This is a genomic window from Collinsella aerofaciens (assembly GCF_040926265.1).
Classification (GTDB): Bacteria; Actinomycetota; Coriobacteriia; order Coriobacteriales; family Coriobacteriaceae; genus Collinsella; species Collinsella aerofaciens_BB.
Genome location: NZ_JBCOIL010000041.1, coordinates 1 through 12,741, shown reverse-complemented (window position 1 = coordinate 12,741; position 12,741 = coordinate 1). Strand labels below are relative to the sequence as shown.

Below are 12,741 nucleotides of genomic sequence, written 5' to 3'. Positions count from 1 at the left end.
GTCTTTCATGCAGCAGGGGCTCTCAATGTTTTTATGTCCTGCTCATATCGTCTCTGCCGGCAGTTTGGGACACTCCTGCGCTACTTGACGTACACCACGTTGTCGCGGCGCGGCTTTGCCTCGGGTAGCGTGTCCTCGGCATAGCCCAGAATGCAGTGACCGACACCGCGCAGGCTGCCGTCGGCGGGCAGGCCCCAGCTGGCCAGCAGCTCCAGGCCCTCGGGCGAGTCAAAGACCTCATGCGCGCGGTGAATCCAGCACGAATCGACACCCAGTGCATAGGCGGCGTTGAGCAAGTTGCCCATGGCGAGCGAGCCGTCTTCCAGATGTGTGGGTACGCTGCGGTCAACCAGCACCACCACAACGGTCTTGGCGCCATAGAAGGGGTCGCTGTTGCTGCCCATGACCTGGGCGTTGAGCTGTGAGAGACGCTCGACGGTCGCGGGGTCGGTGACGGCGACAAACGTCACCGGCTGGCGGCCCATGCCGCTCGGTGCATATTGGCCGGCTTCGATAATACGTGCAAGCTTTTCGGCCTCGACGGGACGATCGCTGTAGTTGCGGCAGCTGCGACGGTGAATGAGTGCTTCGATAGTCTCCATGGTGTCTCCTTGCGGTGGCGTTGCAGATGCCCCGTTCATACCCGTCGGGCTCAAACGATAGACGGTCAATTGCCCGGCCAAAAGGATAGATTCCAATTGGGAAAGTAGGTTTGCATAAAAGTACCTTCAGAATGTGATAATCAAATGGGATGGTTAAACGTTTTATCCCGTCTACCCTGCGGTTTTTTACCACTTGCCTAAATGACGAACGCATAACCTCTGATAAAGGTTTTACTAAAGGAGTACCAACGTTTATCAATGCGCCGTGGTGGCGCCGGGCCAGGAGGTAGCATCATGTTCCAGGCTGGAGATGTCGTCGAGACCGATTTCGAAGGATTTCTGAAGCTGCTGCGTTCCAAGACGCGCGCTTTCGTGTCGATCAACGATCACGAGTACTACATCACGCACACCGATGGCTATTGGCGTGTTCAGGATTGCGAGGCCCTCAACGACAAGGGCCACTTTACTGACTGCTCTGAGTTGGTCAACACGGTCTGCGAGGTCGTCGAGCTGCCGTGGATTGCCGGCAAGAGCCTGCATGACAGCTTCTCGGGCGCTACGGTCTATGAGGCCGTCGCCGCTTAACAGGCAATAAACCCGATTTTCACGTGACCGCTGGCGCCGCCCCCGCGCCGGCGGTCTTTTTCTGCCGATAGGCCATAAAAGTGCGCGCATTTGCGGAGAGCCTGTTGACGATAGTCAAAACTCGGACTAATCTAGAGACACATAATTGGTCAAAAATCGGACAATCGAATGGTGGGATAGATGAATAGTGCGGTTACGCTGGTCGACTTCGATCGGTTGCTCAATGGACTCGACCATATCTATTCGGAGTTCTCGCGCGCCTGCGGCCTTTCGGACTGCGCCTACTGGATGCTCGTCGACACGAGTGCAGCGGGCGGAAGCGTTGCCGTGAGTCGGCTGACGAGTGAATGGTTCTACAGCAAACAGACCATCAATTCGGCGATTAAAACGCTTAGGGCGCGAGGGCTTGCGACGTTGGAGTTTGCCGAGGGCAGTCGTAAAAACAAGGTTGTACGACTGACCGAAGAAGGCGTGCGGTTTGCCAAGCGCTACGCGTTGCCGGCGCAAAAAGCCGAGCAACAGGCATTCGAGGCGCTCGAGCCGTGGGAACAGTGCGAGATCATGCGCTTGGTCGGTAAGTTCTCCCATGTTCTTAACGAAGAGTGCGAGGCATTTAAACGGCAAGTGGCCGCCGAGAACGAGGCTGACGATAAGGGCGAGGGGGACGCATGCGACTCTTAATGAGGTTTATGAGGCCGTACCGCGGTCTGATTGCGGTGACGCTGTTTGCGGTGCTGATAGATAACGTCGGTACGCTGTTGGTTCCCACGATGCTGGCGAACATGGTCAACACCGGTATTACCACGGGTGATGTCGACTATATATTACGCAACGGCCTGTACATGCTTATCGCGACCGGCATGGCCAGCGGCGGCACGGTGCTGGGCTGCTATCTTTCGGCGCGCCTGGCCGCCAACGTGGCCTGCGATATCCGCAATGCCGTGTACGACAAGTCGCTCGAGCTGTCCGCCAGCGACTTTGAGCGCTTTGGTACGGGTTCGATGATCACGCGCTCGCTCAACGACATCAACGTGATCCAGCAAGCGATCCTGCAGACGATTCAGCTGGTGTTACCGGTACCGTTCTTGGCCGTGGCGGGCATCATCTTTGCCTGGTTTATCGATCCTGCCATGGGCACGCTGCTGGGCGTGGTCGTTGCGATCGTGCTGGTGGCGGCGGTCTTTACCGTTGCCAACGCCGCGCCGATCTTTATGCGCCTGCAGAGCTTTATCGACCGCATGAACGTGGTGCTGCGCGAGAACATCGTGGGCGTGCGCGTCATCCGCGCATTTAACAAGGAGCGCCACGAGGAGCAGCGCCTGGACGAGGTGTTTAGCGATTACGCAGCCAATGCCATCAAGGTCAACCACCTGTTTGTGGGTCTCGACAGCTCCAGCTTCTTTTTGATGAATATCGCCGAGGTGGCGGTGCTGTGGGTGGGCGGCAACCGTGTGGGCGTCCATGCCATGCAAATCGGCAGCATCTCGGCCGTGCTGGAGTACGCGATCCTGATCCTGTTCTTTGTGATGATGGCGCAGATGGTGGTGCTGACGCTTCCGCGCGCCGCGGCGTGTCTCAACCGCGCGCAGCAGGTGCTCGAAATCGAGCCGAGCATCGTGGACGGTAAGGCTACGCTGGGCGACGGGACACCTGAGTCCGCAGACGGCGCCGACACGGTGGCCGTGTTCGACCACATGTCGTTCCGTTTTGACGATGCCGACGAGGACACCCTGTGCGACCTGAGTTTTGCCTGCCGCCGCGGACAGACGACCGCGATCGTGGGCTCGACGGGCTCGGGCAAGTCAACGGTGGCCAAGCTCTTGCTTCGCTTCCACGATGCCACGAAGGGCGCCATTCGCCTGAACGGCGTCGATCTGCGCGACCTTTCGCAAGACGATATCCGCGGGCGTATCGCCTATGTGCCGCAGAAGGCATGGCTGTTCTCGGGTACGGTGGCGAGCAACCTGCGCTTTGGTAACGAGGGCGCGACCGAGGCTGACATGTTCCATGCGCTGGAGGTTGCCCAGAGCACCTTTGTGCTCGACCAGCCCCAGGGGCTCGATACGCCGGTGGCCCAGGGCGGCACGAACTTCTCGGGTGGTCAGCGCCAGCGCCTGGCGATTGCCCGCGCACTCATGAAGCATGCCGACCTGTATATCTTCGATGACAGTTTTTCGGCTCTGGACTTTAAGACCGATGCGGCACTGCGCTATGCGCTGCAGGACGAGACGTGCGATGCCGCGGTGCTCATCATCGCCCAGCGCATCTCGACTATTTTGCATGCCGATCAGATTGTGGTGCTCAAGGACGGTGAAGTCGTGGGCCTAGGCACGCACGACGAGCTCATGGAAACCTGCGAGGTGTACCGCGCTATCGCGGAATCGCAGATGAAGGGAGGTGAGTAGCATGACCGAGGAGCTCAAGAAGCGGAGCATCGCCGATGACGTCGCGGCTGCAGAGACAGTCGAGGAGACGGGCGCCACGCCCGACCTGGACGAAAACGCCAAGGCAGCGGTGGAGCGCGAGGCTCGCCGCCAGGCGCTCTACGAGGAAAATGAGCGCGCCGAGGACGAGCGCGCCCGCGCCGAGGCGGAGCGCATGCGCGACGTTGACGACGAGGACGAGGACGAGACGCCCCGCGACACCTGGGCGACGGTGCGCCGCCTGTGGAGCGAGGCCGCCGGCGACCATTGGCGCTTCTATATCGTGTTCGCGAGTATCGTGTTCTATGCCATCTTTAACACCGCGGCGCCGGCTTACAGCGCCCGTGTGATCGATGAGCTGTGGGGGCACATGAAGCTGGCGTTTGCCAACAACACTACCTTCAGCATTACCTGGGAGAACTGCGGCAGGACCATCTTTATCTACTTTATGATCTGGACCGCCGCCGCCTCGTTCTACGCACTCCAGAGCTTTTTGATGTCGAGCGTTGCCGAGCGCCTCAACCTGCGTCTGCGCAACCGCATCGCACAAAAGCTCAACCGTCTGCCGCTTGCCTACTTTGACGCGCATCGTCCCGGCGAGGTCGTCAGCCGTGCGACCAACGACTTGGACAAGATGTCCGAGAGTATGCAACGCGGCCTGCTCCAGCTTCTGGTGTCGATCGGTACCGTGGTGGGCGCCGTGAGCGTGATGTTCGTGTTTAGCGTGCCGCTCACGCTCGTCTTTTTGTTCTTTACGGCGCTTTCGCTGCTGGTGACGAAGGTCGTGTCGCGCCGCACGCATGATGTGACGGGCGAGCGCCAGGAGTGGGTGTCCAAGATTACGAGCGCGGTCGAGGAGGGCTACTCGGGCCGTCTGGTGATCCGTGCGTTTAACCGCGAGCGCAAGAGCTCTGCCGAGGTGCACGAGGCTTCGAAGGAGCTGGCGCGCGTGAGCACCAAGGCCGACTTTATGATTAACGCCGTCGGCCCCGCGGTGCGCTTTATCGGCCGGTTGGCGCAGATCGTGATCGCGCTGGTGGGCTGCAGCATGCTGGTTGCCGGGCATATGACCGTCGGCGTGTTCCAGGCGTTCTTCCAGTTTATCTACGAGGCGTCCGAGCCCATGACGCAGCTGTCGTTTACCTTTAACTCGCTGCAGAGCGCGCTGGCGAGCGCAGAGCGTGTGTTCGACCTGCTCGACGAGCCCGAGATGGAGGCCGATCCGTTGCCGGTGGCCGCCGCCAAGCTGCCGGGCAAGGTGGAGGGCCGTGTTGCCTTTGAACACGTGCGTTTTGGCTATGCGCCCGACAAGCCGCTTATGCGCGACGTGTCGTTTACCGCCGAACCGGGCCAGAAGATTGCCGTGGTGGGAACCACGGGCGCGGGCAAGACCACGCTCATCAATCTGCTCATGCGCTTCTACGAGATCGACGGCGGCCGCATTACCCTCGACGGCGTGGACACGAGCCGCATGGACCGCGGCGAGCTGCGCCAGCAGTTTGGCATGGTGCTGCAGGACGCCTGGCTATTTGATGGCACCATTGCCGAGAACATCGCCTACGGCTGTCCCGAGGCGACGCGCGAGGAGATTGTCGCGGCCGCACGCGCCGCACAGGTCGACTTCTTTGTGCGCACTATGCCGCAGGGCTACGACACGCGTGTGGCTAACGATGCCGAGAGCATCAGCCAGGGCCAACGTCAGCTGCTGACCATCGCGCGCGTGCTGCTCAACAACCCGGCGATCCTCATCCTGGACGAGGCGACGTCGAGCGTGGACACGCGCACCGAGCTCGCCATCGGCCGCGCCATGGACGCGCTCATGCGCGGGCGCACGAGCTTTGTGATCGCGCACCGTCTATCGACGATCGTCGATGCCGACCTCATCCTGGTCATGGATCACGGCAATATCATCGAGCAGGGTACGCACAAGGAGTTGCTGGCTGCCGAGGGCGCTTATGCCGACCTCTACCTAAGCCAATTCGCATAAGGTGACAAAGGGTCAGTCCCGCATGTCACATTGGAAACAAGGCGCGTCGGGGCGGATTCCCTGGCGCGCCTTTTGTGTTGGCGTTCATGATGTGGCGGTTGCCCGCGGCCCTAGCGCTCGTCCACGAACTTGGCGACGAGGGCCTTGAGCTCGGCCACCTCTTGCTCGAGTTCCTTGACGCGACGGGCGTTTTCGGTGATGCCCTGACGGTTGAGGGCGCTCTGCTCGGCGGCATCGTCGGGCATGTACTCGCGATGCTGCTTGGCGTCGAAGCTCTCCTCGAACACACGGCAGCCGTTGCGCTTGATGATGCGCCCGGGCACGCCCACGACGGTGCAGTTGTCGGGCACGTCCTTGACGACGACCGAGTTGCCGCCGATCTTGACGTTGTTGCCGATGTGGATGTTGCCAAGCACCTTGGCGCCCGTGCCCACGGTGACATTGTTGCCCAGGGTGGGGTGGCGTTTGCCGGTCTCGTTGCCGGTGCCGCCGAGCGTGACGCCCTGGTAGAGCACGCAGTTGTCGCCCACGATGGTGGTCTCGCCAATAACGACGCCCATGGCGTGGTCGATAAAGAAGTGCTTGCCAATCTGCGCGGCGGGATGAATCTCGACGCCGGTGATATGGCGGGTTAACTGCGAGAGCACGCGGGCAAGCGATCGATGGCCGTGTTCCCACAGCCAGTGCTCGGGCACATGATTCCACTTGGCGTGCAGGCCGGGGTAGGACAGGAAGATGACTAGGCCATTTTGCGCGGCAGGGTCCTGCGCCTGGACGGTCTTGATGTCCTCGCGAATGGTGTTGATAAAGCTCACCGGCCGCCCTCCCTTAGCGCCGTGACAATGCGATTCAATAAAGTATAGCGATTCGCTAGGGATTAGGAAGGACAATCTTGCTTTGCTTTAGGCGACAGGTGTCAGTTATGCAAACTTGCTGGTAATGAAGTAAGACTTTTGAGGGGTTTGGCCCGTGCTCGCGCCGCAACCGTATACTGATCAACTTGGACGTGTCCGCGCCCACAACTGAGAGGTTTTACTTCATGGGTTTCATCAATTTTATCGCCGAGCTGCTTAAGGATCCGCGCGCTGCGATCGCCAGCTGGATCGCCGCCGGCCCGCTCATGGCCTACGGCTGCGTGTTCCTGATCATCTTTATCGAGACGGGCGTGGTGTTCTTCCCGTTCCTTCCCGGCGACTCACTGCTGTTTGCCTCGGGCTTCTTTGCCCATAACGGCGGCTTTAGCATCGTGGCGCTTCTGGCCACCGCATGGGCCGCAGCCATCCTGGGCGATCAGTGCAACTTTATGATCGGTCACTTCTTTGGCCGCAAGATCATCGCTTCGGGCAAGGTCAAGGCCATGACGCCCGAGCGCATCAAAAAGTCCGAGGACTTCTTGGACAAGTGGGGTCACCTGGCCATCTTCCTGGGTCGCTTCTTCCCGTTTATCCGCACCTTTGTGCCCTTTATCGCTGGCATGGGCGGCATGCACTGGCGCAACTTTGTCGTCTTTAACGTGCTGGGCGGCATTACCTGGTCGACGGTCTTTACGCTGCTGGGCTACTTCTTTGGCGGCATTCCCTTTGTGCAGGAGCACTTTGAGCTGCTGATTATCGGCATCGTTGCCGTGTCGATCATCCCGACCGTGGTCGGTCTGGTTAAGGCCAAGCTGGGCAAATAGAACGCCTAGCTCGAGCCAGCGCGCAGACCGTACAGTTGAGGCCCGTCACCGCTTACGGTGGCGGGCCTCTTTAGCTTCGGTCAAATGAAAATACTTTACTTAGTTAAAGAAAAGCGTTTTATCAGACGCGTACGGGGAGTACAATCTCGTGCATGCGAATCGACGTGCCATCGGCTTTGATGCTCTTCGCGTGTCCCGTCCGGCTCTACGCTCCGGGCGTGCGACGTTGCGACGCGGCCGGCCTCGGTCCTTGCGTGCGGGTTCGCGAGTTTGCAACTGTGTATGTAAGGAGCGACATATGACTGTCGAGAAGAAGGATATCGATTGGGGTAGCCTCGGCTTTGGCTACATGAAGACCGATTACAGCTACGAGGCCCATTGGAAGGACGGCGAGTGGGACGAAGGCGGCCTGACCACCGACCACACCCTGCATGTCTCCGAGTGCGGCGGCATCTTCCATTACTGCCAGGAGGTCTTTGAGGGCCTGAAGGCCTACACCGCCGAGGACGGCAGCATCGTCTGCTTCCGCCCCGACATGAACGCCGAGCGTATGTACAACTCTGCGCAGCGCCTCGAGATGCCCCCGTTCCCCAAGGACAAGTTCGTTGAGGCCGTCAAGCAGGTCGTTTCTGCCAACGCCGCCTGGGTTCCGCCCTTCGGTTCCGGCGCGACCCTGTACGTGCGTCCGTTTATGATCGGCTCCGGTGACGTGATCGGCGTGGCTCCCGCTCCTGAGTACACGTTCCGTATTCTCGTGACCCCGGTCGGTCCGTACTTTAAGGGTGGCCTCAAGCCCGTCAAGCTGCGCGTTTCCGAGTATGACCGTGCCGCACCGCACGGTACCGGCAACATCAAGGCCGGCCTGAACTACGCCATGTCCCTTAAGCCCACGATGGAGGCCCATCGCGAGGGCTATGCCGAGAGCCTGTATCTCGACTCCGAGTCCCGCACCTATGTCGAGGAGACCGGTGGCGCCAACGTCCTGTTCGTGAAAGAGGATGGCACGCTCGTCGTTCCGCAGTCGCACACCGACTCCATCCTGCCCTCCATCACCCGTCGTTCGCTCGTTCAGGTCGCTCAGGACCTGGGCATGACCGTTGACCAGCGCCCCGTCGAGTGGGCCGAGGTCAAGGCCGGCACCTTTGTGGAGTGCGGCCTGTGCGGCACCGCTGCCGTCATCTCTCCGGTTGGCGAAATCGACAACAAGGTTTACGGCGCCGACGAGACCGTGACCTTCCCGGCTGGATATACCGAGATCGGCCCTGTGATGAAGAAGCTCCGCGAGACCCTGACTGGCATCCAGTCCGGTGCTGTCGAGGATAAGCACAACTGGGTTTACACCGTCGCGTAATCTGTCTTACGGATATGTCCGGCCCGAGGGCACCTTCCTTTCCGGCGCGTCCTCGGACATGAAAGAGCCCCCGCTGCGCACTTCGTGCGGCGGGGGTTCTTTCGTCCTGCGGAGTGCGCCGGAAAGGAAGGTTACCCTCGGGCCTGCGTTACCTCGGCGTTGCCGTTACGGGCAATATAGATCTGAATTAAAGATGGCGCGCGGCCTTTTAGGCCGCGCGTGTGTTTTTGCTTCGCGCCGTGTGGGGGCGGTGGCGACGTGCATTTTTGCGAGTATTCTGCAATCGAAGGCCCCTGCATACCGGCTTCGGGCAAAAAATCGGGAGTTCTCGATGTTTTCTACGAATGATGGGCGGGGTTATGGGCTGACAGCGTTTGATTTGCAGGGATATTCGCGGTCTTTGGCATTTATCGTGGCGTCCGAAGCTCTTGGTTATGTTGAATACTCCTAAAAATGCACGGCGCTTAGAGGGGGACCTTCGCGAAAAAGGAAACTGCCCCGTCGAAGTATGCATTCGACGGGGCAGTTTATGCATTTGGTCGATTAAGGATGCGCTGCCAAACTACTAGAACTTGACGGTCGGGGCCTGGCGGGCTGCTTCGCCGGCCTCGAAGCCCTGGCGTTCCTTAAACTGGAAGATGCCGGCAAAGATGACAGCCGGGAACGTCTGAATGGCGTTGTTGTAGCTGAGCACGCAGTCGTTGTAGCTTTGGCGTGCATAGCTAATCTTGTTCTCGGTATCCTCGAGCGATGCCTGCAGCTGCGTAAAGTTGGTGTTTGCCTTAAGATCGGGATAGGCCTCGGCTACGGCGAAGAGCTGACGCAGCGCACCGGTCAGCACGTTGTCGGCTTCCATCTTGGCCTCGGGCGTAGTGGCCTTGACGGCGGTGTTACGCGCGCTGATCACGGCGGAGAGCGTCTCCTGCTCGTGCTTGGCGTAGCCCTTGACGGTCTCGACCAGGTTGGGGATCAGGTCGTTGCGGCGCTGCAGCTGCGTATCGATGTTCTGCCAGGCGTTATCGATGCGGTTACGCTTGGTGACCATGTTGTTGTAGATGCCGGCGATGGCGCAGACAATCACAATGACAACAACGATGCCGATGATGACGGTAATCATGATGTCTCCGTTTCGAATGGCCGCGGCGGCATGCGCCAGCTGCCGTTGGTATAACGCTACTAGTATACCCGCAACGTTTTGCCGTGCCGAACTTTCCGGTAAGCGTTGTGTTTTCGGCGGGGTTGGCACCGGGGCAAAGCGCGCGAGGTACAGGTGTAAGATATGCGACAGATTGACGAGTGTTGTCTTTGCCCTGAGGATGGCGATACCAGTGGACCTTCGCATTAAGAAAACCTACCGCGCCCTGTTCGATGCCTTCACCGAGCTTCTCGAGGAGCATCGTTTTGAGGACCTGACGGTTGCCATGCTGTGCGACCGCGCCATGATTCGCCGCACGACCTTCTACAAGCACTTTCGCGACAAGAACGATTACTTTGCCTTTTATATCGATGAGCTCATGTCGGGCTTGCCGCAAAAACAGCCCGATGAGGCCGGCGCGGTGTCTGCCGAGGACGTGCGCACGCTTCGACACGCGATTTTGGACGATGCCATGGATTTGATTCTGGCGCACGAGCGGCTCATGGATAACATTTTGGCAAGCAGCATGTCGGGCATGTTGACCAACGTTATTTGCGACCGCATTGCCCGCTCCATCCGCGAGCGTGTGATGAACGTGCTTGCCGAGGATGCCCTGGCCCCCGTGTCACTTGAGACGACGTCTGAGTTTGTCGCCGGCGGTATTATTCGACTTTTCACGATATGGTGGGAATCGGGCCACGATCTTGAGCGTCGACCCGAGATAGCCGACGTGGTCGATGCACTGTTTGAGCGGACCATGACACCGGTGAATCACTAAAGTGGCGGAGAGAGGGGGATTCGAACCCCCGGAACGCTCTCGCGCTCAACGGTTTTCAAGACCGCCGCATTCAACCGCTCTGCCATCTCTCCGTGAGTCGTAATGATAGCATCGTTTTGAATTTGCAACAGGGAAGGCGAACGATGACGATCACCGAAATCGACGAGAAGTTCATGCGCGAGGCGCTGGCGGAGGCGCGAGTCGCCGCGGCGGTGGGCGAGGTGCCCATCGGAGCCGTAGTGGTGCGCGACGGTGAGATCGTCGCGAGGGCGCACAATCGGCGCGAACTCGACCAGGACCCTTCGGCTCATGCCGAGTTTGCGGCCGTGTGCGCCGCTGCCCAGGCGCTTGGCCGCTGGCGCCTTTTCGACTGTACGGTTTATGTGACGTTGGAACCCTGCTGCATGTGCGCGGGCCTTATGGTCAACGCGCGCGTGGGGCGCTGCGTGTATGGCGCGAGCGACGCCAAGGCGGGCGCGTTGGGATCCCTATACGATTTGAATGCCGACTCGCGCCTGAATCATCGGTTTAACGTGACGGCTGGGGTCCTGGCGGATGAATGCCGCGAGCTGCTGAGTAGCTATTTTGGCGGTCTGCGCGGAGCGGGCGGCGCTGATTGCGGTTGTGGGGCCGATCTTGAAGCACACGCCGCTCACGCCGCAGCGCTCGCGGGTGCCGAAGAGGATGCTGGCGCGGCGGTTGATTTTGGCCCCGTGCAGCGCCGGCCCCGCCGTGTGCTGTTGGCGATCGACTCCTTTAAGGGTAGCGTTTCGAGCGCGCAGGCGGAGGCGGCGGTTGCCGAGGGCATGCGCCGTGTGTGGTCCGATGCCGAGGTGTGCGTATTGCCGCTGGCAGATGGCGGCGAGGGAACGCTCGATGCTATCGCCGCGTGCGGCGGTGAGATTGTGACCTGCGAGGTGGCAGGTCCCTTGGGCAAGCGCACGTCTGCCCGGATGCTGGTTGATATCGAGCACGAGTCGGCTGTTATTGAGATGGCCGAAGCCGCAGGCATCGGGTATTCACCTTGCACGGAGTCGTCGGCGCTGGCTACTACAACCTATGGCGTGGGCGAGCTCATGCTTCGCGCGGTTCGCATGGGCGCAAAGACTATCTATATTGGTTTGGGCGGCAGCGCCACCAACGATGGCGGCGCCGGTATGCTGCAGGCGCTGGGCGCCCACCTTGTCAATGAACACGGCTGCGATATCGTTCCCGGTCTTGCAGGCCTTGAACACGTGGCGAGTATCGATGTGGCGCCAGCGCTTCGGACGCTGAACGGCGCACGTGTCGTGGTGCTTTCCGATGTCGAGAATCCGCTCGTGGGGCGTCGAGGCGCCCTAGCAGTGTTCGGTGGGCAGAAGGGCCTGCCGACGGGGGATGCCGAGGTCCTGCGCAGGTGCGACAGCTGGATGGTCGGCTACGGTCGCTTGCTCGACGCCGCGATTGCCGGAGCTCGAGCCCAGGGGTTGTTGCGCACACCCGAGGGCGCGCGGACATTTGGCTCGGTGCTCGGTGTACCCGGCGCGGGCGCTGCCGGTGGCTTGGGCGCGGCGTTGCTGGCGCTCGGGGCGGAGCTGCGTTCGGGCGTGGAGACGGTGCTCGATCTCGTGGGGTTTGACGAGCGCGTGCGCGATGTCGACCTGGTCATAACGGGCGAGGGCAATATGGATGAGCAGTCCGCCGCCGGTAAGGCGCCGGTGGGTGTGGCCCGTCGTGCGAAGCGATATGGCAAGCCGGTGATTGCTGTCGTGGGCGGTCGCGCTGATAACCTGGATGCGGTGTATGGGCAAGGCATCGACCTTGTACTGCCGATTTGCCGCAAACCCATGGGCCTGGAACAGGCACTCGATCCGCAAGAAGCCACAACCAACCTCATCTGCGCCGGCGAAGCGGCCGCTCGATCCTACGACCTTGGCCGTATCTAAAACCCATCCCCTCGATAAGTCGCGGTGAAATACGGAGCGTTTTTGCCTTTAAGGGGCCAATTCAGTCCGTATTCCACCGCAACTTCGAGAATGGCCATTCGAGGTTGGCCGCCTTGTGCCTTGGGTCGGACCGTTTGCCACGAAATGCGACCATCTACTACGTTAAACCGGCCACCTTCGACCATCCCGGAATTTGCAAAAACAAAACCGACGCTCCTATAAGTTGTCAAGAGGCAGTTTGCGGGAGAGCTCCCTTCAATTCGCACAGGAGCTCGTA

11 protein-coding genes and 1 tRNA gene are annotated in these 12,741 nt (G+C 60.4%); 8 read left to right on the top strand and 4 right to left on the bottom strand.

The genetic code is table 11. From position 1 onward, the window contains the following. Window positions 1-80 precede the first annotated feature (80 nt). Complete coding sequence (locus AB5767_RS09765; RefSeq protein ID WP_195361465.1) at window positions 81-602, bottom strand: nitroreductase family protein; 522 nt, start codon at window positions 600-602, stop codon at window positions 81-83. Window positions 603-896: 294 nt separating this feature from the next. Here AB5767_RS09765 and AB5767_RS09760 point away from each other — a divergent pair, with 294 nt between their 5' ends. The 4 genes from AB5767_RS09760 to AB5767_RS09745 all read left to right on the top strand — a co-directional run bounded on the left by AB5767_RS09760 (window position 897) and on the right by AB5767_RS09745 (window position 5,597). Then, a complete protein-coding gene (locus AB5767_RS09760; RefSeq protein ID WP_006235631.1) occupies window positions 897-1,187 on the top strand; it encodes a hypothetical protein in 291 nt (96 codons plus the stop codon). A 180-nt stretch (window positions 1,188-1,367) separates the two neighbouring features. Beyond that, complete coding sequence (locus tag AB5767_RS09755) at window positions 1,368-1,868, top strand: winged helix DNA-binding protein (protein WP_368132461.1); 501 nt, start codon at window positions 1,368-1,370, stop codon at window positions 1,866-1,868. Further along, window positions 1,856-3,592 carry an ABC transporter ATP-binding protein gene (locus AB5767_RS09750; RefSeq protein ID WP_368132462.1) on the top strand — a complete coding sequence of 579 codons (1,737 nt, stop codon included), beginning with the start codon at window positions 1,856-1,858 and terminating at the stop codon, window positions 3,590-3,592. The genes AB5767_RS09755 and AB5767_RS09750 overlap by 13 nt, the downstream gene beginning before the upstream one ends. 1 nt (window position 3,593) lies before the next feature. Beyond that, entirely contained in the window at window positions 3,594-5,597 is a 2,004-nt protein-coding gene (locus AB5767_RS09745; RefSeq protein ID WP_368132463.1) for an ABC transporter ATP-binding protein, read from the top strand. A gap of 110 nt (window positions 5,598-5,707) precedes the next feature. Here AB5767_RS09745 and cysE read toward each other — a convergent pair whose 3' ends face one another. Then, a complete protein-coding gene (gene cysE / locus AB5767_RS09740) occupies window positions 5,708-6,412 on the bottom strand; it encodes a serine O-acetyltransferase (protein ID WP_118388475.1) in 705 nt (234 codons plus the stop codon). 224 nt (window positions 6,413-6,636) lie between these two features. Between cysE and AB5767_RS09735 the strand changes: the two genes are divergently transcribed. Both AB5767_RS09735 and AB5767_RS09730 read left to right on the top strand, forming a co-directional pair. Beyond that, window positions 6,637-7,275, top strand: coding sequence for a DedA family protein (locus AB5767_RS09735; RefSeq protein ID WP_368132464.1), 639 nt, complete (start codon window positions 6,637-6,639; stop codon window positions 7,273-7,275). Between the two features lie 298 nt (window positions 7,276-7,573). Further along, the gene (locus tag AB5767_RS09730; protein WP_368132465.1) at window positions 7,574-8,626 is read left to right on the top strand and encodes a branched-chain amino acid aminotransferase; all 1,053 of its coding nucleotides are present in this window, start codon (window positions 7,574-7,576) and stop codon (window positions 8,624-8,626) included. Window positions 8,627-9,191: 565 nt separating this feature from the next. On the opposite strand, the gene AB5767_RS09725 is transcribed toward AB5767_RS09730, so the two are convergent. Next, window positions 9,192-9,743, bottom strand: a complete 552-nt coding sequence (locus tag AB5767_RS09725) for a LemA family protein (protein ID WP_368132466.1) — start codon at window positions 9,741-9,743, stop codon at window positions 9,192-9,194. Between the two features lie 211 nt (window positions 9,744-9,954). On the opposite strand from AB5767_RS09725, the gene AB5767_RS09720 reads away from it, so the two are divergent. Further along, window positions 9,955-10,539, top strand: a complete 585-nt coding sequence (locus AB5767_RS09720; RefSeq protein ID WP_368132467.1) for a TetR/AcrR family transcriptional regulator — start codon at window positions 9,955-9,957, stop codon at window positions 10,537-10,539. Window positions 10,540-10,541: 2 nt separating this feature from the next. Here AB5767_RS09720 and AB5767_RS09715 read toward each other — a convergent pair. Next, window positions 10,542-10,631 (bottom strand) — tRNA-Ser (locus tag AB5767_RS09715). Between the two features lie 51 nt (window positions 10,632-10,682). Here AB5767_RS09715 and tadA point away from each other — a divergent pair. Continuing rightward, a complete protein-coding gene (gene tadA, locus AB5767_RS09710; RefSeq protein ID WP_368132468.1) occupies window positions 10,683-12,464 on the top strand; it encodes a tRNA adenosine(34) deaminase TadA in 1,782 nt (593 codons plus the stop codon). The last annotated feature ends 277 nt before the right edge of the window (window positions 12,465-12,741 follow it).